The sequence below is a fragment of the Myxococcus dinghuensis genome, from assembly GCF_024198235.1.
Classification (GTDB): domain Bacteria; phylum Myxococcota; class Myxococcia; order Myxococcales; family Myxococcaceae; genus Myxococcus; species Myxococcus dinghuensis.
The window spans coordinates 86,517-105,070 of record NZ_JAKCFB010000020.1 but is presented as its reverse complement, the minus strand read 5'-3'; the positions used below and the strand labels follow the sequence as shown (position 1 = coordinate 105,070).

Annotated in this window: 15 protein-coding genes; 8 read left to right on the top strand and 7 right to left on the bottom strand. The window is 73.2% G+C overall.

All coding sequences use genetic code 11. The features are described 5' to 3' along the window. Positions 1-125: 125 nt before the first annotated feature. Complete coding sequence (locus tag LZ198_RS24965; RefSeq protein WP_253974546.1) at positions 126-311, top strand: hypothetical protein; 186 nt, start codon at positions 126-128, stop codon at positions 309-311. Positions 312-340: 29 nt separating this feature from the next. On the opposite strand, the gene LZ198_RS24960 is transcribed toward LZ198_RS24965, so the two are convergent. Together LZ198_RS24960 and LZ198_RS24955 are read right to left on the bottom strand one after the other, a co-directional pair. Continuing rightward, complete coding sequence (locus LZ198_RS24960; RefSeq protein WP_253974545.1) at positions 341-1,129, bottom strand: FRG domain-containing protein; 789 nt, start codon at positions 1,127-1,129, stop codon at positions 341-343. 161 nt (positions 1,130-1,290) lie between these two features. After that, complete coding sequence (locus tag LZ198_RS24955; protein ID WP_253974544.1) at positions 1,291-1,527, bottom strand: hypothetical protein; 237 nt, start codon at positions 1,525-1,527, stop codon at positions 1,291-1,293. A 267-nt stretch (positions 1,528-1,794) separates the two neighbouring features. Here LZ198_RS24955 and traC point away from each other — a divergent pair, with 267 nt between their 5' ends. Both traC and LZ198_RS24945 read left to right on the top strand, forming a co-directional pair. Continuing rightward, positions 1,795-3,612: an outer membrane exchange accessory lipoprotein TraC gene (gene traC / locus LZ198_RS24950; RefSeq protein ID WP_253974543.1), complete on the top strand. Its 1,818-nt coding sequence runs from the start codon at positions 1,795-1,797 to the stop codon at positions 3,610-3,612. A gap of 289 nt (positions 3,613-3,901) precedes the next feature. Next, complete coding sequence (locus LZ198_RS24945) at positions 3,902-5,380, top strand: M57 family metalloprotease (protein WP_253974542.1); 1,479 nt, start codon at positions 3,902-3,904, stop codon at positions 5,378-5,380. Positions 5,381-5,461: 81 nt separating this feature from the next. Here LZ198_RS24945 and LZ198_RS24940 read toward each other — a convergent pair whose 3' ends face one another. The 4 genes from LZ198_RS24940 to LZ198_RS24925 all read right to left on the bottom strand — a co-directional run bounded on the left by LZ198_RS24940 (position 5,462) and on the right by LZ198_RS24925 (position 14,620). Continuing rightward, positions 5,462-6,730 (bottom strand): MDR family MFS transporter, encoded by a 1,269-nt coding sequence (locus LZ198_RS24940; RefSeq protein ID WP_253974541.1) that lies wholly within the window; start codon positions 6,728-6,730, stop codon positions 5,462-5,464. Between the two features lie 442 nt (positions 6,731-7,172). Next, positions 7,173-8,882, bottom strand: a complete 1,710-nt coding sequence (locus LZ198_RS24935) for an ADYC domain-containing protein (protein WP_253974540.1) — start codon at positions 8,880-8,882, stop codon at positions 7,173-7,175. Positions 8,883-8,969: 87 nt separating this feature from the next. Continuing rightward, positions 8,970-12,800, bottom strand: coding sequence for an nSTAND1 domain-containing NTPase (locus LZ198_RS24930; protein ID WP_253974539.1), 3,831 nt, complete (start codon positions 12,798-12,800; stop codon positions 8,970-8,972). Continuing rightward, a complete protein-coding gene (locus LZ198_RS24925) occupies positions 12,797-14,620 on the bottom strand; it encodes a sigma 54-interacting transcriptional regulator (protein WP_253974538.1) in 1,824 nt (607 codons plus the stop codon). The genes LZ198_RS24930 and LZ198_RS24925 overlap by 4 nt, the downstream gene beginning before the upstream one ends. A 263-nt stretch (positions 14,621-14,883) precedes the next feature. Here LZ198_RS24925 and LZ198_RS24920 point away from each other — a divergent pair, with 263 nt between their 5' ends. The 3 genes from LZ198_RS24920 to LZ198_RS24910 all read left to right on the top strand — a co-directional run bounded on the left by LZ198_RS24920 (position 14,884) and on the right by LZ198_RS24910 (position 17,486). After that, positions 14,884-15,789: an AEC family transporter gene (locus LZ198_RS24920; protein ID WP_253974537.1), complete on the top strand. Its 906-nt coding sequence runs from the start codon at positions 14,884-14,886 to the stop codon at positions 15,787-15,789. Between the two features lie 149 nt (positions 15,790-15,938). Next, on the top strand, positions 15,939-16,739 hold the full coding sequence (locus LZ198_RS24915) for a nucleotidyltransferase family protein (RefSeq protein ID WP_253974536.1): 801 nt from the start codon (positions 15,939-15,941) through the stop codon (positions 16,737-16,739). Positions 16,740-16,829: 90 nt separating this feature from the next. Then, positions 16,830-17,486 carry a hypothetical protein gene (locus tag LZ198_RS24910; protein ID WP_253974535.1) on the top strand — a complete coding sequence of 219 codons (657 nt, stop codon included), beginning with the start codon at positions 16,830-16,832 and terminating at the stop codon, positions 17,484-17,486. Positions 17,487-17,514: 28 nt separating this feature from the next. Here the strand turns inward: LZ198_RS24910 and LZ198_RS24905 are convergent, their stop codons facing one another. Continuing rightward, positions 17,515-17,724, bottom strand: coding sequence for a hypothetical protein (locus LZ198_RS24905; protein ID WP_253974534.1), 210 nt, complete (start codon positions 17,722-17,724; stop codon positions 17,515-17,517). Positions 17,725-17,970: 246 nt separating this feature from the next. On the opposite strand from LZ198_RS24905, the gene LZ198_RS24900 reads away from it, so the two are divergent. Then, positions 17,971-18,174 (top strand): hypothetical protein, encoded by a 204-nt coding sequence (locus tag LZ198_RS24900; RefSeq protein ID WP_253974533.1) that lies wholly within the window; start codon positions 17,971-17,973, stop codon positions 18,172-18,174. A gap of 93 nt (positions 18,175-18,267) precedes the next feature. After that, positions 18,268-18,552, top strand: a complete 285-nt coding sequence (locus LZ198_RS24895) for a hypothetical protein (RefSeq protein WP_253974532.1) — start codon at positions 18,268-18,270, stop codon at positions 18,550-18,552. Positions 18,553-18,554: the final 2 nt, after the last annotated feature.

The window sequence follows — 18,554 nt, the reverse complement described above, 5'->3', positions numbered from 1 at the left end:
CCCTCAGGGCAGCGGGCAGGCGCGGCCGGGCGCGTCGCGGCGCACGAGGCGCGGACGCACCCTTGGGGAGTGCATCCCTCCTGGCCGCCGCTCCGCGCGGGGGCCCCACTCCTCGAGGTCCCCGCATGACCATCCTCGGCACGGCCTTCTTCGGTGTCCTCCTCTTCGCCATCATCCTGGGCGCCGTCGCCCTCTTCGGCGCCGCCGCCAACAAGTGGGAGCAGGAGGTGGCCGAGCAGGCGCGGCGCGAGCGCGAGAAGGGCCCGCACGCCTCGGATGACGTCGACGACGACCACCCCGTCCACGCCTGAGGCGCGGCGCCCGGGGGCCTCCCGCCGCCCTAGTGGGGGCGGGGGCTGTAGTAGCGCCGGAGCCAGCGGCACAGGCCATCCAGGCCGGGGAACAGCACGCGCTCGGTGACGTTGGCCTGGTCCAGCTTGTCGCGCACCTCCCACTTGAGGGCGGCGGGGATGACCAGCCTGCGCACGCCCCGCGCCTGGCGGCCGAGGAACGTGTCCAGGCGCAGCTCGGGCCCGTTCATCACGGAGAAGAGCGCGAACTGGTTGACGATGCGCGCGTCCAGGGACGGCGGCTCGAAGAAGAGCACGAAGGGGTGGTGGGCCAGCGCGTCGAACGCGTCGAGCGAGCGGGCGGCGGCGGCCAGCATGTCCCCGGTGAAGACGTCCGCGCCCTCCTTCTTCAACTGGGCCTTGAGGGGGCGGGGGAGCAGCCGGTTCGTCTCCCGGTAGTCCACGCACCACACCACGCCGTCCTCGTCGGCCAGGTCCGGGTCCTCGGTGAGGAAGTGCAGCGCCACGTAGGGGCTGAAGGTCCAGTCCAGCATGCGCGTGGGCAGGCCGTGGTGCTGCGCCAGCGCGAGCCAGTCCCAGAGCGAGTCCAGCGGCTCGCGTGGCGTGCCCCGGGCGTACTTGCGGAAGGCGCGCAGCAGGTCGCGCTCCTGGCGCACGAACATGCCCTGGCGGTTGAGCGCGGTGGACAGGTCGTGGCCCGTGTGGGGCATCCCACGGAAGACGGAGCTGGAGCGGTGGCGCCGGAGCGTCTCGTTCCAGGAGCCGGAGAACAGCGCGTCCTGCAACTGGAGCCAGGTCTTGACGCGGGACTCGTGCATGCCGTGGGACGCGGGGGGCGGACGCGCCGCCCGGCGTCCCGCGGAAGATGGGCCGCAAAGGGCGGCTCCGGAAGCGTGGCCCGTGGGCCCCTCGTGGGGGCCGGGCGCGTCCGCCTCCGCAAGCTCGCCGGACCCCGGGGCGGCGGGCCCGGCGTGGGGTGCTACGGCCGGCCGGAGTCGGCGGGCTGGTTGAAGGCGTACTGGTCCGCGCCCGGCGCGCCGTCCTGCTGGAACAGGGGGCACTTGGCGCAGGTGAAGCTGTCCCAGTCCTCCCGCACCGCCACGTCGATGCAGCCGCCGTAGAAGCGGCAGTGCACGTTGCGGTGCTCCTCGACGGAGAAGGACTCCGCGCGCAGGGGCAGGCGGAACTCGGTGGGACGCGGTTGTGGACAGGACATGATGACTCTCTTGCCCCCCTCGTGGGTGCGATGAGTCCACTACCGGCTGTTGCGTCGCGTCATTCCCGGAGTGGGGACGGGCGGGCCGTGGGACCAGGGCCTTCCTGATAAGGACCAGCAGCGGCGGTTGCCAACGGCGCCGGCCGTCCGGCCGGTGGGCGGACGGGGGCGGCGGGCCACCCGTGAGGGTGGGGGAGGGGTTGCCCACGGGGGAGGGCGGCCGGGCGTACATCCGGAGACTTCACCCGGTGCCGGCTTTCCCGGAAGATGTGGGGCGTGTCCCCCCCTCGCCCCCTCCGTCCGACCTCCCTCGGCTCCCGTCGCGCGCTCGGCGCGCTCGCGCTGGCCTCGTTGCTCGTCCTCACGGCCTGTTCGGCCTTCTCCCGCGCGGTGAAGGAGGGCGACACCGCCAGCCAGCAGCAGAAGTGGGCGGAGGCGGAGGCGGCCTACCTGCGGGCGCTGGCGGCCGACCCGGAGGCGTCCGAGGTCACGGTGAAGCTGCGCGAGGTGCGCCGCGCGTGGAGCCAGGTGGTGCTGGAGGAGGCCCGGGGTGTCCACGACGCGGGGGACCTGGACGGCGCGATGAAGCGGCTGGTGCGCGCGCTGGAGCTGGACGCGGACAACGTGGCGGCGCGGGAGCTGTTGACCGTCACGCTGGACGAGCGGGTGGCCAAGGGGCACGTGGCGCTGAAGGAGGACCGGCTCCAGGACGCCCGCGCGGAGTTCGACGCGGTGCTGTCGGTGTCGCCCGAGCACGCGGGCGCGAAGAAGGGCGTGGACGCCACGCAGGTGGCGTGGGCCAGGCGCTGGTTCGGCACGGGGGACGGCCTGGAGAAGGCCGGCAAGCTGGGCAACGCGCTGGTGGCCTACGTGCGCGCGGACCAGGAGCGCGTGGGCGCCACCGCGGCGCGCGAGCGCGCGGAGGCGGTGCGCCAGAAGCTGCGCGACGAGGTGGCCTTCCTCGTCGTGGCCACGCCCGTGGAGGACCACGCCGGAGCGCCGGACGTGGCGCAGCGGCTGACGGCGGGCCGGCTGGCGGCCATGCTCCCCACCCAGCTCCCGCTGCGCGTGGTGACGGAGGCGCCCGCGGGCCGCGAGGGCGTGAAGCTGGACCTGTCCCTGGAGCGGGTGCTGCCCCTCAAGGTGGTGGAGGACCAGCAGAAGACGCAGCGCTACCTCGCGGGCAAGACGTCCGTGCCCAACCCCCGGCGCGCCGGCTTCGAGACGAAGCTGCTCCACGCGGAGCGCACGCTGGAGGAGGTGGAGCGCAAGCAGGCCGCCGTCCTGCGCGAGTACCTGCGCCTCCAGGGAGAGCTGACCACGCTGCGCGAGGGCGCCGAGCGCTGCAGGGACCGCGAGCGGCGCGAGTGCCTGGAGGCGCTCCAGGAGTGCGGCGAGGCCGCGCGCGACGCGGAGAAGCCCGGCCAGGTGCCTGGCGAGTGCAACCCGTCACGCTGCGCCAGCGGGCTGTGCGCCAAGGAGGAGCAGCTCTTCGCGCAGAAGGTCATCGCCGTGAAGGAGCGCGAGAAGCTCCTGGAGGTGGCGCTGGACAAGTCCGAGGGGCAGCGCACCGAGGTGCAGCGCAACCGCGACACCGTCTTCCGCGAGCCCGTCACCGTCGAGGAGCCGATGTACTCCGAGTTCGTCTACGACGTGCAGCTGCACCGGCTCACCGTCACGGCCTCCGTCACCGCGGTGATGCGCGACCTGCTCAAGGAGCAGGTCCCCGCCCCCCTCACGGAGGACTACGCCACCGTCCACGAGGACATGGCGCACAAGGGCTACGACCGCTACGGCGTGCTGGCCGACCCGGTGCAACTGCGCAACGAGCTGGAGCTGCGCGTGGAGGTGGGTGACAAGGCCGTGGCCGACATGGCCCGCCGCGTGAAGGAGCGCTTCGATACCTATCGAGGCAAGCGCGTGGAGGACGCCCGCCGCGGCATGGTGCGCCCCGGCGCCGAGGACGTGGTGGAGACCGCCGTGCGCGCCCTGCTGCTCACCGCGGACGCGCCCCCGGCGGACGTCCTCCAGCCGCTCGGCCAGGCCCGCGGCCTCACCCGCCCCGAGGCCCTGCTCGGCTTGTAGGGCTGTTCCGACCCAGGACAGCGTTCCACCCCGCCTGTCTTCTTCCAGGACACCCGTCGTCCGTCCGCCCAACCCTTTGAAATCGAAGGAGATAGATTTCAGTTTGTTAAGAGCATTGACAGTTTTGGGTCAAAACAAGGAGTCCTGGTGCTCCTTGTATAGCGGGCCATGTCCTGGAGACTTAAGGGAAAACCGCTAGTTACGTGATTGGCATGGGAGCTGCTTTGCGAGCGGTTCCCCGGGCGGTTGAGCGCTCGGGTGTCCCTCCCCTCTGCGAAGAAGGAAGTCCATGTCCCAATCCAAGTTCATCGGGGCCCTCACGGGTCTGGCGCTGCTCGCTGGCTGTGGTGGCGGTGACGGTTCCATGCCCGCTCCCGAGGCCGAGGCTGTCGGCCAGGGGATGTCGTGGGAGCAGTTCCTGTCGGTGGTCTACCAGGAGCCCGAGTCCGGCGTCTTCATCGCCGACGGCGACACGATGTTCTCGAACGAGAAGAAGCTGCGCGAGTTCTACGACAACAACGTCAAGAACGGCCAGCTCATCGTCCACCGCTCCGGCGGCGCGGACGCGAAGTGGAACGACACGCAGAAGAAGAACATCACCTACTGCGTGAACACGTCCTTCGGCACCAACTACAACGCGGCCGTGACGGCCATGGCGAACGCGGCGGCGGCGTGGGAGGCGGCGGCCAACGTGGACTTCGTCTACGTCAGCGGCCAGGACGCCACCTGCACCGCGAGCAACGGCAACGTGGTGTTCGACGTGCGTCCGGTGAACTCGGGTGGCCAGTACCTGGCGCGTGCGTTCTTCCCGGATGACGTCCGCGCCAACCGCAACGTGCTCATCGACACGTCCTCGTTCGGCAACGTCTCGCCGTGGACGCTGACGGGCATCCTGCGCCACGAACTGGGCCACACGCTCGGCTTCCGCCACGAGCACACCCGCCCCGAGTCCGGCACCTGCTTCGAGGACAGCAACTGGCGCCAGCTGACGGCGTACGACTCCAAGTCCGTCATGCACTATCCGCAGTGCAACGGCACCCAGACGGGCGACCTGGTCCTGACGGCGCTGGACATCCAGGGCGCGCAGGCGCTCTACGGCGCGCCGGGCAACAACCCCAACCCGCCGGACCCGGAGCCGGGCACGGGCACGCCGACGACGGAGACGAAGTCGGGCACGGTGACCACGGGCAGCGTCACCAACTTCGGTCCGTTCAACGTGGTGGCTGGCACGCAGTTCACCGTGACGATGACGGGCTCGGGTGACCCGGACCTGTACGTGCGCTTCGGCGCGACGCCCACGACGAGCGCCTACGACTGCCGTCCGTACCTGAGCGGCGCGGCCGAGTCCTGCGACCTGACCGTCCCCACCGGCACCACCACGGCGTACATCAGCGTGCGCGGCTACGCGGCGGGTTCGTACAGCCTGACCATCAAGTACACCAAGCCGAGCGGCGGCAGCACGGGCACGCCCGCGACGGACAGCAAGTCCGGTTCGCTGACCAAGGGCCAGACGCTGCACTTCGCGCCGTACACCGTGGTGGCCGGCACGCAGTTCAAGGTGGCGATGACGGGCTCGGGTGACCCGGACCTGTACGTGCGCTGGGGCACGCAGCCGACGTCGTCCTCGTACACCTGCCGTCCGTACCAGACGGGCGCGACGGAGACGTGCGACCTGACGGTCCCCGCGGGCACGACGACCGCGTACGTCATGGTGTACGGCTTCGCGGCGTCCACCTACAACCTGGCCATCAACTACACCAAGCCGTAGTCGCGGCCCCGACTCCGGTGTGACGCGCGGGCGGTCTCCCTCGGTGGGAGGCCGCCCGTCGCCTTTCGTGGGGCGCGGCGTTCAGTCCGCCAGCGTGCTCAGGTCGGCCGGGTTCGTCGCGCGCCGCGCGTCCAGGCTGCGGCGTCGGTTCCCGGCGATGGCCAGCTGCCGGCCGGCGCAGACGAGCCCCAGCGCCAGGCAGCCCATCCACAGCACCCCCGTGCCCGCGCGCCCCAGCACCCAGCCGCCCAGCGCGGGCGCCACGGTGGAGGCCAGGCCCCAGAGCATGTGGTACGCGCCCTGGTAGCTGCCGCGCAGCCGCACCGGCGCCAGGTCCGTGACGACGGAGGGCGCCACCGGCGCCTGCGCCATCTCCCCCAGCGTCCACACCGCCACCGCCAGCATCGCCAGCGGCACGGCATCCGACAGGGCGTGCATGCCGAAGCCCAGGCCGGTGAGGGCCGCGGCCAGCGCCAGCGCGTGCGAGCGGCGCATGCCGCGAATCATCTGGCTGGTGAAGGGCTGGAGCGCGACGATGAGCAGGCCGTTGATGGACAGCACGGTGCCGAACTGCGCCTCCGTGAGCCCCCGCGAGCCCAGGTCCAGCGGGAGCGCCACCTGGCTCTGGTAGAAGATGAGCAGCACGCCGAAGATGGGCAGCGCGAACGCGAGGAACACCGGGTCGCGGAACGGCGTCAGCGCGGCGCTCACGGCCCCCAGCCGGTCGCTCGCGCTCGCCCCCTCCGCCTCCGTCCGCGCGGGCCGCGTCTCCGGCAACAGCAGCCAGATGCAGCAGCCATAGGTGAAGGTGGTGATGGCGTCCGCGATGAAGAGCGTCAGGTAGCCATAGCGGACCATGAAGCCCGCGAGCGGCAGGGCCACCGCGAAGCCCACGTTGATGACCCAGTAGAGCAGGCCGAACGCGCGCGGCCGGTCCGCGGGCGGCACCACGTCCGCCACGGCGGCGGACACCGCGGGCCGGTAGATTTCACCCATCACCCCGAGCGAGAAGGCCGCCACGGCGATGGTGGTCGGCTCGCGCGCGAAGCCCAGGCAGACCATCCCCACCGAGCCCAGCCACAGGCCCCCCGCGAGCGTGAGCCGCCGGCCGACGCGGTCCGCGAGCGTGCCCCCGAGCGGCGCGGCGATGACCGCGCCCAGCCCGTAGAGCGACACGGTGAGGCCCGCCTTCTCCACGGAGAAGCCCCGCTCGCGCGTGAGATAGAGCGCGAGGAACGGCACCACGAAGCTGCCCAGCCGGTTGACCAGCGTGCCCACCCACAGCACCCAGTACGTGCGCGGCAGCCCGCCGGCCATCTTCCGCAGGCCCCGCCCCAGCGCGCCCGTCATGGCCGCCCTCCCATCCAGACCGCGAAGCAGGACACGCGACACGAGGCGACGGTGGGAGAGGCCATGGCTGCCGCGCAGCATGCGTCAGCGCCGCGCGCGCTCCAAGTCGTGCGCGGGTGTGTCCGCCAAGGCCCGTGAGCCCTCGTGCTGCTTTGTGGGCCGAACATCGGCGCCACGACGGCCTGGAGTCGTGTGCGTGCGCGGGCCCTCGCGTGCCGAGCGGGGCGTGTCCGGTGCTGCTCCGGACGGGCGCACCCTGCAGGCGTTGCACGACACCTGGCAGGTCCTGCCGTGCCACCCCTGCACGACGCGGCGGGGGCCGTGCGTGGGCGCCCGTCGGGTGGACTGGCGTGGACGGGGTCGGAACGACGACGCCCCCCGTCTCGTCCGGGCGGGGGCCGGAGAGACGGGGGGGCGTGGGGCGCGGTGGGGGGGAGACGCGTCACGGGTTGCCGGGGATGTACCCGAGCGGCCGGGTGAGGTCGGTCTGCCACTTCGCGCCGGGAGCGCGGGTGGCGGTCATGAAGTGCCCCAGCCCGTCGTCCCACGAGTACAGCGGGACGTGGGCGATGCCCTGGGGGGTGGGGGAGACGTAGCCCTCGAGGGCGCTCTGCTCGCGGTCCAGGCGCCAACCGCCGGGGAACTCCGCGCAGATCAGGTCCGGGAACTGGGGATCCACGTCGCCGGGGAGGGCGACGTGGCGGAAGTGCTTCTGTTTCGACGTGTCCGTCCGGGCGCAGCGGTAGAGCCCCGCGAGGTGGAAGCGGGTGCGCAGCGCCTCCGAGATGGACCTGCTGATGAGGGCGCCTTCCAGGCGCGCCACCGTGTACCGCTCCGCGTCGTCGAGGCCCAGGAAGGAGTAGTCCAGAAGCACCGCGTTGGGGTGGCTGGTGGCCGTCCGCCTCTCGTGGACGTAGGCGGTGGTCGACAGGGCCTGTTCGGGCGCCCCGTTCCGCGTGAACCGGTAGAGGCCGGTGTCGAGGTAGCGCGAGAAGGTGAAGAAGCGGGCGCCGAGCGCCTCCAGCTCCGCCTCCGTGTAGTCCTCGCAATAGCGGGGGGTGAAGTCCCAGCGGAACGGGTCCGTGCTGGAGTCGCGGTCGAAGCAACTGCCCGCCACGGGCAGGCTGGCCCAGCGCAGCTTGCTCAGGCACAGCGCGGCGAAGGGAGGGGCGACGCGCGGCGTGGTGGTCACGCACGCCGGCGGCGGCTCCACCCCGGGAGGAACCCGGGAGCAGTCCACCCACGCCGCCTCGAAGAAGAGGTCCCTCGCCCCCTCCTTGGGGTGCCTGGGGACGACGCGCTGCTCGGGCGTCAGGGGCACGTACTTCGTGTCGTGGAACCCGATGGGGGTGCCGTCGAGCGTGTTGCTGATGCCCACGCCGCAGTAGTCCGCCGTGGCCATCCTCAAGCAGGTCTGGTGGAAGCTCAGGGCCTGCTCGAGGCTGTCGGTCAGGGGCTCGCCCGCGAGCGTCGTCCCCTGGGTGAGCACGCTGTCCGTCATCGTCGGCGCGGGGTTGGGCCACGGGGCATAGCCCCAGTCGACGCACTTGGCGATGACGCCGCCACCCTCGAAGTCGCAGCCGGAGACCTGCTGGGGGACACACGCGAAGGAGAAGGAGTCCTGCGAGTAGTGCAGCTCCCAGGGGGACTCCGGCGCCGCCTGGACCCAGGCCAGCGGCACGGCGAGGGCGACGTTCTTCCCCGGGCAGAGCGGCTCCGACTGCCCGCCGGCCGAGACGCTCAGGACCTCGTACTCCCAGGTCGTTCCCATCGTGGCGGGCTGGGGGGGAGGGTCGTCCTGGCGGCACGTCTCGTAGATGCTGCGGTGGGGGCGTACCGCGGCGATGCGGTAGCGCAGGTCCGGCTCGCCTCCCACGAAGAACTCGTGGCCCACGAAGTCCTGAGGCTCGCACGGCCCCGTGGCCGGCTCCGGCTTCTGGCCGCGGAAGCCACCGCCCTCCAGGGAGATGTGGGTGCAGTGGGTCAGCGGGTCCGCCACCGAGAGCACCGCGGCGACGTGGTAGGTGTCGAAGTCCTTGATCCCGTGGGTGCGCGTCCCCTGCCCGCCCTGCGCGGGCTCATCCGCCCAGGCACCCGTCGCGTGGAGCCCCCCCATGAACAACATCCAAGCCCCCAGGCAGGGGCCGCTCATCCGTCGCATCGCTGTCTGCTCCCGTGTGGCGTTCGTGCGCTGCGTCGGGAGGAGATAGCAGGAAGCCTGCCAACGGCTTCGCGACGCTCAGGGCTGCAACGTCGGAGAGGCGCACACCCGCAGCCCGATGAAGGGGATGCGGAAGCGGGGCTCGCCGTCGCCGTGGTTGAGGCTGCGGGCGGTGAACATGTCCTGGTAGAAGCAGCCGCCGCCGTAGGTGGGCATGTCGGGCGTCGTCACCGAGCGCATCCACTCCCACACGTTGCCGGTGAAGTCCGCCAGGCCGAAGGGGCTGTCGGACGCGGGGTGGGAGCCCACCTCGTCCGGTCCGAAGGCCAGGGACTTGCGCCCGTAGGTGGCGTCGAAGTTGGCGTCGTCCGGCTCCAGCCGCTCACCGTGGGGATAGCTGCGTCCGTCCGCGCCTCGCGCGGCGCGCTCCCACTCGTGCTCGTCGCACAGGCGCGCGCCGGGCACCCGGCCGGTGGCGTCCAGCCAGGTGAGGTAGGCCAGGGCGTCCTCCCAGGAGATGCCGGACACGGGCAGGCGCAGCCAGTCCTGCACGGCGCGGTGCTCGCGCTCCAGGTACGTCAGCTTCTCGCCCTCGCGCGCGCGGTAGACGTGGCCCTTGCGCGTCAACCGGAACTCCCACTGGCCCTCGGCCACCTCCACGACGGAGATGTCGCCGAAGTAGTTGCTTCCGTGGGGCCGGCGCTCGGCGCGCTCGCGGGGCGGCAGCGCGCGCAGGAACTCGAGGTACTCGCCGTGGGTGACCTCCGTGCGCCCCACGAGGAAGCCCTGGGTGGTGAGCGCGTGCAGCGGCTGGGCGCGCATCGCGTTGCGGCGGATGACCTCGTCGTCGGGGCTGCCGTAGAGGAAGCGCCCTGGCGGGACGTAGACGAAGCCCCTGGGGACGGAGGCGGGGAGCACCAGCCGCGTCGCGAGGTGCTCGCCGCGCTCCAGCAGCACGGGATGGAGGACGGCGGGCCGGTCCGGGCGGGAGAAGGTGAGCCGGTACGAGCCGGGCGGCAGCGACGCGTCCTTCAAGGGCGTCACGCCGAGCGGCACCGGCGCGGACCAGCTCAGCCGCCCGTCCGTGTCGATGGCGCGCTCGACGCGCACCCGGGCCCCGGGGGGCTCCGTCTCCAGCTCCAGCCGCGCGGGCGCCTCCAGCCGCCGCAGGAACTCCCGCGTGTCGTCGACGAGCGCGAGGCGCTGGAGGAACTCCGCGCGCAGCGCGGGCCTGCGCAGGCGCTCGGCGAGGAGGATGCGCTCGTGGAGCACCTCCGCGAGCAGCCGCCGTGTCGGGGCGTGTCGCGCGTCGCGCTGGAGCGCGGCCTCGAGCGTGTTGCCCGCCTCGCGCAAGCCGGCCTCGGCGCGCTCTGCCTCCTCGAGCGACTGGCGCCAGGCGCTCTCACCCCGGGCCTTCTGGCCCGCGTCGAACGCGGCGAAGGCCTCGCGGCGCAGGGTCTCCTGTCGCGTGCCCGCCGCCCGCGCGGTGTCCATGGCGGCCTGGGCCGACGTCAACGCGAGGGCCAGGTCGCGCGTCTTCTCGCGCAGGGCCTGGAGCTGGAGCCCGCCGTACACGGCCGCCGCGACGAGCGGGAGCGCGAGCACCGCGCCGAGGCGGCCGAGTCGGCGGCCCCGGGCGCGCTGGCGCGAGGCCAGGAGGAAGGCGCGCTCCTCCGCGCTCACCAGGTCGTGGGGGAGTCGCTCGGCCTCCGCGAGGTGCCGGTCGGACCACAGCGCCTCCCGGGCGTGGCCCAGCCGTCGCCACTCCACCGTGGCGCGCTCCAGTCTCTGGTGCAGGGCGCGCAGGCCCTCGTCCCCCGCCAACCATCCGCGCAGCGTGTCCCAGCCCGTCAACAGGGCCTCGTGCGCCAGCTCGTACGTGCCCGCCTCCGGCGCGTCGCCCGTCGCCTCGCGCGCCATCACCAGGCGCCCCTGGACCAGGGCCTCGAGCGCGGCGCGGGCGGGTCGCTCGTCGTCGCCCGCGTGCGCCAGCAGCTCCTCGCGCGTGCGCCGCGTGCGCGTGCCCTCCGCCGTCACCAGCCGGGACAGGAGCCGCCGCGCCGCGCTCCGCTCCGCGGGCATCATCGCCGCGAGCACGCCGTCGGCATGTCGGGCCAGGGCGCCGCCCACGCCGCCCAGGGTCTCCAGCGCCGCGGCGGGAATCACGCGGCGCCCGCGGTCCCGGCGCTCCCACAGCTCGGAGAGCGCGAACTGCAACAGCGGCAGGGCCCCGTCGTCGTCGCCCGCCGTCACCAGCGTCTCCACCAGGGCCTCGGACTCGAACGCGACGCCCTGCGCGCGCGCGGGCGCCACCACCGCCTCGCGCAGCCCCGCCTGGGTCGGTCGCCGCAGCAGGTACAGGCCGCCGCTGTCGAGCGCGTCACCCAGCCCCGGCAGCGCGTCCAGCCGCGCCAGGAAGTCGCCGCGCGCCGTGGCGAGCACGCGCAGCCGGGGCCCCGCCGCCGCGAGCGAGGCGAGCGCCCGGGCGAAGCGCTCCGCGTCCGTGTTCGGCGCCAGCGTGAGCAGCTCCTCCACCTGGTCGACGAGGACGAGCAGCCCCGCCGTGTCCGCCGACGGATGCGCCAGGCGCCCCAGCTCCGTGGGCATGGCGTCGAGCACCGCCGCCACGGCGACCTCCTCCAGGCCGAGCACGGGCGAGAGCGCCGCCGCCAGCGCCGCCAGCGGGCGGGCCCCGGGCACCAGCTCGCAGGTCCGCCACGGGCCCGTGCCCAGCGCGCCCTGGGCCACGCGGGGCAGCACGCCGGCGCGACACAGCGAGGACTTGCCCACGCCGGAGTCCCCGGCCACCAGGACGAAGGGGCGGGCGCGCAGCCGGTCCACCACCGCGCGTATCTCCGTGGCCCGGCCGGCGAACCGCGCGCGGTCCTCCACGCCGAAGGCGTGCAGGCCGGGGTAGGGGCGCTCGTGCGGCGTCGCCGCCTCGTCCGTGCCTTCGTGCAGGGCCTCCAGCGCTTCCCTCAGGGCGTCCGCGGAGGCGAAGCGCGCGGCTGGGTCCAATGCCAGACAGCGTTCGATGATGGCGGCGAAGGCCGGGTCGATGTCCCGCACCGCGTGCGCGAGGGGCGGGTGGCCACCGCGGAGGACGGCCTCGCGCAGCTCCGGCACGGTGGCCGCGTGGTAGGGCCTCGCGCCGGCGCACAGCTCGTGCAGCAGCACGCCGAAGGCGTAGACGTCGCTGCGTGGCGTGGCGCCCTGGCCTCGCCACACCTCGGGGGCCATGTAGCCGGGCGTGCCCACCCACCCGGTGCCGGCCGGAGGCTCGGGCGGTGGCGCGTCGGCGGGCGCGGGGGCCGGAGCGGTCGGAGGCACCGTCACGGTCCCCGCCAGGTCTCCATCGGCTGTGTCGAGCGGGACGAGGGTGATGGGGGGACGTGCGCTCTCGGCGGGGACACTCGCCGCGTCGACGAGCCGGGCCACGCCGAAGTCGAGCAGCTTGACGTCGTCGTCCTCCGTCAACATGACGTTGGCGGGCTTGAGGTCGCGGTGGACGACGTGGCCGCGGTGCGCGGCGGCCAGGCCCCGCGCCAGCCCGATGCCCAGCGTGAGCGCGCGCGTCCAGGGGAGGGGCAGGGCCAGCTTGTCGAGACTCCGCCCTCGCACGAACTCCGAAATCAGGTATGGGCGGCGCAGCACCTCGCCCACGCGGTGGATGCCCACCACGTTGGGGTGCTGCACGCGGGCGATGGCGCGGGCCTCGTTCCAGAACCGTTCGCGCTGGTGCTCGTGCGGGGCCACGCCGGTGAGGAACTTCACCGCCACCAGGCGCTCCAGGCGCAGGTCCCTCGCCAGGTAGACCTCGCCCATGGCGCCGCGGCCCAGGGGCTCCAGGAGGTGGTACTCCTCGAAGTCGGTGGGGGGCTGCCACGCCGCGGAGGCCGGGGCGTTCATCCCTCGGGCTCCGCCTTGCGGCGGGTCGCGAGCCCGTGCTTCTTGTACTTCTCCGCGAACGTGCGCAGCGGCATGCCGATGAGCCGCGCCGCCCGCGCCTGCACGCCGCCCGTCTCGTCCAGGGCCTCCAGCATGCGCTGGCGCTCCAGCGCGGCCAGCTCCTCGTCCAGCCGGGAGAACCGTCGGCGGGGCGGCGCGCCGGGCTCCTCCCGCGTTGGCGTGGGGCCGGGGAGGGACGGCGGGGCCTCCTCCTCCGGCGCGTCGCGCGGGCCGCGGAGGGCGTCCGGCAGGCACGAGGGCTCCACGAGCGGGCCCTCCACGACGGCCGCGCAGAACTCCATGGCGTTCTTCAGCTCGCGCACGTTGCCCGGCCACCGGTGCGCGCGCAGCAGCGCCATGGCCGCGGCGGAGAGCTCCACGGGAGGCCGTCCCAGGCGCGCGCGCGCCTCGTCGAGGAACGTGCGCGCCAGGAGCGGCAGCTCCCGGGGGCGGTTGCGCAGCGGCGGCAACTGGGCGGTGGCGGTGGACAGCCGGTAGTAGAGGTCCTCGCGGAAGCGGTGGGCCTTCACCTCGTCGAGCAGGACGCGGTGCGTGGCCGCGACGATGCGCACGTCCACGGGGCGCTCGCGCGAGTCCCCCAGGCGGATGATGCTCCGCTCGCTCACGGCGCGCAGCAGCTTGGCCTGCACCGACGGCGACAGCTCCGCCACCTCGTCGAGGAAGAGGGTGCCGCCGTGGGCCTGTTCGAACAGGCCCGCGTGAGCGGTGACGGCCCCCGAGAACGCACCCCGCTCATGGCCGAACAGCGTGCTCTCCGCCAGGGACTCCTGGAGCGTCGCGCAGTTGAGGGCGATGAAGCGCTTGTCCGCCCGGGGCGACCAGTGGTGCAGCGCCCACGCGGCGTTCTCCTTCCCGGAGCCCGTCTCGCCGTGGAGCAGGACGGTGGCGGTGCTGGCCGCCAGCTTCCGGAGCAGCTCGAAGGTCCGCACCATGGCGGCGTCCGCCACCAGCACGGCGCGCTCGCCCAGCTCCAGGCGGTACTGGAGGGGGCCGCTCGTCCGCAGCCCCCCCGCTGGCGCGCAGAGCGCGGCGGTCCGGGCGGCGGACAGGAGCGCCTCCGCGTCCAGGCCATCCTGGGGCGCCAGCGCCATGCCCGCGCGGGTGTCCGGCGCCAGGGGGCGAAGCGCGTCCACGAGGCGCCGCGCGGCGTCCTCCAGCTCGCTGCGGAAGAGCTCCGGCAGCAGGGCCACGAAGAGGTGGGGGGCCTCGCGCGCGAGCACGTCCATGCCTCGCAGCGCGCCGCTCGCGGCCTCTCGCACGGCCTCCACCGTGACGGGGGTGGCGCCCAGCTCCAGGATGACCACCCCCACGCTGCGCTCGTAGTCGACCACCCGCTCCAGCTCCTCGCTGAGCCTGCGGCGCAGGGCATCGCCGTCCAGCAGCGGCCGTTCGGGAGGCGTCGAGCCGTGGAAGACCAGGACGACGTCGCCGAGCGTCACCACGTCGCCGTCGCGCAGCGCATGCGCGCCGTCCACCTTCACGCCGCCGACGCGGACGCCGTTGTGGCTGTCCAGGTCGGAGATGCGCGCGGCCCCCGCGGACATCCTCACCCGCGCATGGTGGCGGCTCACCGAGGCGTCCTGGACGCGCACGTCCGCGGTGGAGGCGCGGCCAATCAGGACCTCGCCCTCGCGAGGCAACGGGCAGAGGGACGAGGTGCTGCCTTCGATGACCAGCAGGTGGGCGGAGGGCTCTTCCTGCGCCGGTGAGGGACGGGAGGAGCGCGCATCCAGGGTGTCTTCGGCGTCGGAGGTCGACATGTCTGGCCCGGAAAAGACTGACATATCAGAGAGGAGTTGCGGCCACGCGGGGAGGCTTCACCCGGAAAGCATCCGCGGGAGGAGCACCCACGGGGCGCGATGCGGGGAGATATCCGGGGCGCCGTGCGACATCTGGCTGGTGGTCCAGGTGGACCTGCGGCAGAAGGGGCGTCGCGGGCGTCGCGTGGGCGCACCGGGCCGGCGGCGGGGTGGGCGAGGGACGGGTGGACACGCGCAAGCCCGGCGAGGGAGTCGCGGGCGTCATGAGTCAGGTCATCGGGTTGCTGGGGACGTGTCTGGTGCTGGGCGTGCTGGCCCGGCGCAGCGGGAAGTTCCCCGAGGGGTCGGCCGGGCCCTTCAACACGTTCGTGCTGTACGTGGCGCTGCCGGCGCTGGTGTTGCGGGTCATGCACCGCCTGGAGTTCGTGCCGTCGCTGCTGGTGGCCGCCGCGGTGCCGTGGCTGTACTACCTGGCGGCCGGCCCGTTCTTCCGGTGGCTGGGCCCGAAGCTGGGGCTGTCCAAGGCGTCGGTGGCGGCGCTGGTGCTGACGGGCGGGCTGGGCAACACGGCCTTCGTGGGGCTGCCCATGGCGGAGGCGCTGCTGGGGCAGGAGGGCCTGGCGGTGGCGGTGGTGGCGGATCAGCTCGGCTCGTTCCTCGTGCTCTCCACCCTGGCGACGCTGGCGGCGGCGAAGGCGGGCGCGGAGGCGGAGCTGCCCGTGAGCGTGCTGGCCCGCAAGGTGGCCACGTTCCCCCCGTTCGTCGCGCTGGTGCTGTCGCTGCTCCTGCGGCCGGTGGGCTATCCGGTGTGGGTGGACGCGGTGCTGGAGCGGCTGGGCGCGCTCCTGACGCCGCTGGCGCTGTTCTCCGTGGGGCTGCAGTTGCGGCTGTCGGGCGTGAAGGCGCGCCTGCCGGGGTTGGCGCTGGGGCTGTCCTACAAGCTGTTGCTGGTGCCGGGCGTGGTGGCGTTGGGGCTGTGGGCGCTGCCGGGCGTGCCTCCCGTCGTGGTGCAGGCCACGCTGCTCCAGGCGGCCATGGCGCCCATGGTGAGCGCCGCCATCCTCGCCGCCGAGCACCGCCTGGACCCGGACCTGTCCGTCCTCATGGTGGGCGTGGGCATCCCCCTGTCGTTCCTCACCGCGCCCGCGATGCTCTGGCTGGTGCGCTGAGGACGGGGAGGGGGCACGAGGGTCGCCCGGCTGCTCGCCAGGCGGGTGCGCGGACGGCACGCTGTCATGCAGGCCGCGCTCCCTATCTTCCCCTCATGGCCGAGCAACCACCGAAGGCCTCCGGCGCGCCCGGAGGAGACCCGAGGCGAATGGAGGTCCGGCGCTCCGTGGCGGAGCTGGGCGCGCGCACCTATGCCATCCAACTGCTGTCCGACGCGGGCATCCCGTTCCTCGTGGGTGGGGCCTATGCCTTCGCCCACTACACGGGCATCTACCGCGACACCAAGGACCTCGACCTCTTCCTCCACAAGGAGGACGCGGACCGCGCCATCTCGCTCTTGTCGCGCAACGAGTGGCGCACCGAGCACGACGTCCACGGCTGGCTGCACAAGGCCTTCTGGGAGGACTTCCTCGTCGACCTCATCTTCGGTTCGGGCAACGGCATCACCGCCATCGACGAGGCCTGGTTCGCGCACGCCGTCCCCGCGCGGGTGCTGGGCTGCGAGTGCCGCGTGCCGCCCGCGGAGGAGATCTTCTGGAGCAAGGCCTTCGTCCTCGAGCGCGAGCGCTTCGACGGCCACGAGCTGACGCACCTGCTCCTGAAGATGGGGCCCACCTTCGACTGGCAGCGGCTGTTGCACCGCTTCGACCGGTACTGGGAGGTGCTCCTGTCGCACCTGCTGTTCTTCCGCTTCGCCTATCCGTCCGACCGCGCCATCGTCCCGGACTGGTTGATGACGGAGCTCCTGTCGCGCGCAGAGAACTCCGTGGAGCAGGGCAACTGGAGCCAGCGCGTCTGCCGCGGCCGGCTCATCTCCCCGGTCAGCTACCGCGTCGACGTGGACGAGTGGGGCTACCAGGACGGCCAGACGTGGGACGCCCGCGAGCGCGGCAGCCCCGACCCGTCACTCAGCTCGGGCGGCGTGCCGGACTCGCACGGACCACACTGACGGGCGGGCCCCCGCCCCTCCCCGACCTGACCGCGCCGTGTTCACGGCCCTACCTTTCCCCCGACGGAGAGAGTCGAAGCGGGGGCACCCATGTCCGCACCATCGCGCGTCTTCATGAAGCTGGGGGCAGGCCTGCTCGTGTTCGGGCTCGCCGCGCCCGCGAGCGCCCAACTGGCCGCCACCGCGCGGGGAGGTCCCATCGCGCTGCGGGTCGGCGACGCGGCGCTCGCCGTGTCGGTCGACGCGGACACCGTGCGGGGGGATGGCTTCGCGCTGCGGCGCGACGGCGCCCGCCTCACCGGCACCGTGCGCGGCGGGAACCTGGACCTGCGCTGGCGCCGGGGGCTCGTCACCGGACGCGTGGGCGTGGAGGACGTGCACCTGGAGCTGTCGCGCATGGCCTCGGAGCAGGGGCTCCAGGTCGACGGGGAGCTGGCCAGCTGGGGGACGGCGCTCGTGCTGTCGCCGCTGGGCATCACCGGCTCGGTGGGGGGCTGCGACTATTCGATGACGGTGGCGGGCGGTCAGTACACCGGCTGGCGCACCTGCCAGGAGTCCAATGGCGGAGAGCCCCTCGACGTCACGCTGTCGTTGCCGGAGCAGGTGCAGGACCTGGATGACGCCGAGCAGGCGGTGCTGGTGGCGCTGGTGCTCTCCGAGAAGGGCATCGCGCCCACGCCGCCCCGCGCGACGCCCGGCCCCGGTCGCACGCTGGAGGGACCGGGCGCGCCGGCTCCAGGCAGGTGAAGGCGTCTTCGCTCCGCTCTTCGGGGGGCTACGCGGACGCGGACATGCCGAAGGACAGCTCCACGCCGGTCTCCTTCACGCGCATGCGCGGCTTGGACAGCCAGTGGCACTTCGGGCAGTAGCTGTGCGCGCCAGCGGGACTCGCCCGCACCGTCACGGCTCCGCCGCAGAGCACACAACCGTCAGGCAGGACGAACTCGGCGAACCGCTCGCCGATGTTGCTCTCGAATTCGGTCATGCCCTTGAGTTAACGCAGCCGGAGCGCGGCACAAGGCGACCTCGCGGTGCGAGACGGGCCCTGCGCTGGCGCACCCATGCTCACCTGGAGCCGAGCAGGCGAGCGACCGGGCCATCCCTGCAATCCTTACCGCCCTCGTCGTCGATTGACGCGCGGCGGACACCGCAACCCGGGCGGAGGCGTGGACGGGTTGGCACGTGGATTGATTTCCCACGGCCCGGACGTGGCGTGGGGAAGGGGACTGGCATGGGTGGCGTGCAGCGGGTGGAGGTGCGGGAGACGCGCGGGGGTTGGGGCGTGGAGGTGCTCACCGGGGAGGGGGAGGTGCGCTGCTACCGCTACCGGAGCGAGGCGCAGGCGCGCTTCTTCGCGGCGGTGTTCGAGATGGGCCCCCGGGTGCTTCCACCCGTGCGCGCGCCGCGCCGGGGGAAGGCGCGCCGGGCGGCCTGAGCCCCGGGGCAGGGAGGGCCCTCCGAGCCTCCAGGCGGGGCCGCCGTGGCTTCCCTCTACCCTTGCGGGCGGGTTTCGGGGAGTCTTCGGGCCATGAGTGACGCGACGAAGCCCTTCCTCCATCGGCCCAACCGGCAGCACATCACGAAGGAGCCGGACCCCTCGGGTCGCTGGTCCACGCAGTTCCCGGACATGATCGGCTACGGCAGCCAGGGGGGCGGCAAGGTGCCGGCGGACTTCGGGTGGAACACCAACCCGAAGCAGTGGCAGGAGGAGATGACGCCCAACACGCTGGTGGAGCGCTTCAACGAGCTGCGCGTGCTGCCGGCGAAGCCCGAGGTCCCGGCGCTGCCGGAGTCCACGGCCGCCAACAAGTAGGG

What these genes read in the sequence shown, in the direction of transcription:
- LZ198_RS24915 (WP_253974536.1), top strand. Translation starts at nt 15,939, where the DNA reads ATGGAGGTCCGGCGCTCCGTGGCGGAGCTGGGCGCGCGCACCTATGCC.
- LZ198_RS24920 (WP_253974537.1), top strand. Translation starts at nt 14,884, where the DNA reads ATGAGTCAGGTCATCGGGTTGCTGGGGACGTGTCTGGTGCTGGGCGTG.
- LZ198_RS24905 (WP_253974534.1), bottom strand. Translation starts at nt 17,724, where the DNA reads ATGACCGAATTCGAGAGCAACATCGGCGAGCGGTTCGCCGAGTTCGTC.
- LZ198_RS24945 (WP_253974542.1), top strand. Translation starts at nt 3,902, where the DNA reads ATGTCCCAATCCAAGTTCATCGGGGCCCTCACGGGTCTGGCGCTGCTC.
- LZ198_RS24940 (WP_253974541.1), bottom strand. Translation starts at nt 6,730, where the DNA reads ATGACGGGCGCGCTGGGGCGGGGCCTGCGGAAGATGGCCGGCGGGCTG.
- LZ198_RS24935 (WP_253974540.1), bottom strand. Translation starts at nt 8,882, where the DNA reads ATGAGCGGCCCCTGCCTGGGGGCTTGGATGTTGTTCATGGGGGGGCTC.
- traC (WP_253974543.1), top strand. Translation starts at nt 1,795, where the DNA reads ATGTGGGGCGTGTCCCCCCCTCGCCCCCTCCGTCCGACCTCCCTCGGC.
- LZ198_RS24930 (WP_253974539.1), bottom strand. Translation starts at nt 12,800, where the DNA reads ATGAACGCCCCGGCCTCCGCGGCGTGGCAGCCCCCCACCGACTTCGAG.
- LZ198_RS24960 (WP_253974545.1), bottom strand. Translation starts at nt 1,129, where the DNA reads ATGCACGAGTCCCGCGTCAAGACCTGGCTCCAGTTGCAGGACGCGCTG.
- LZ198_RS24955 (WP_253974544.1), bottom strand. Translation starts at nt 1,527, where the DNA reads ATGTCCTGTCCACAACCGCGTCCCACCGAGTTCCGCCTGCCCCTGCGC.
- LZ198_RS24925 (WP_253974538.1), bottom strand. Translation starts at nt 14,620, where the DNA reads ATGTCGACCTCCGACGCCGAAGACACCCTGGATGCGCGCTCCTCCCGT.
- LZ198_RS24965 (WP_253974546.1), top strand. Translation starts at nt 126, where the DNA reads ATGACCATCCTCGGCACGGCCTTCTTCGGTGTCCTCCTCTTCGCCATC.
- LZ198_RS24910 (WP_253974535.1), top strand. Translation starts at nt 16,830, where the DNA reads ATGTCCGCACCATCGCGCGTCTTCATGAAGCTGGGGGCAGGCCTGCTC.
- LZ198_RS24895 (WP_253974532.1), top strand. Translation starts at nt 18,268, where the DNA reads ATGAGTGACGCGACGAAGCCCTTCCTCCATCGGCCCAACCGGCAGCAC.
- LZ198_RS24900 (WP_253974533.1), top strand. Translation starts at nt 17,971, where the DNA reads ATGGGTGGCGTGCAGCGGGTGGAGGTGCGGGAGACGCGCGGGGGTTGG.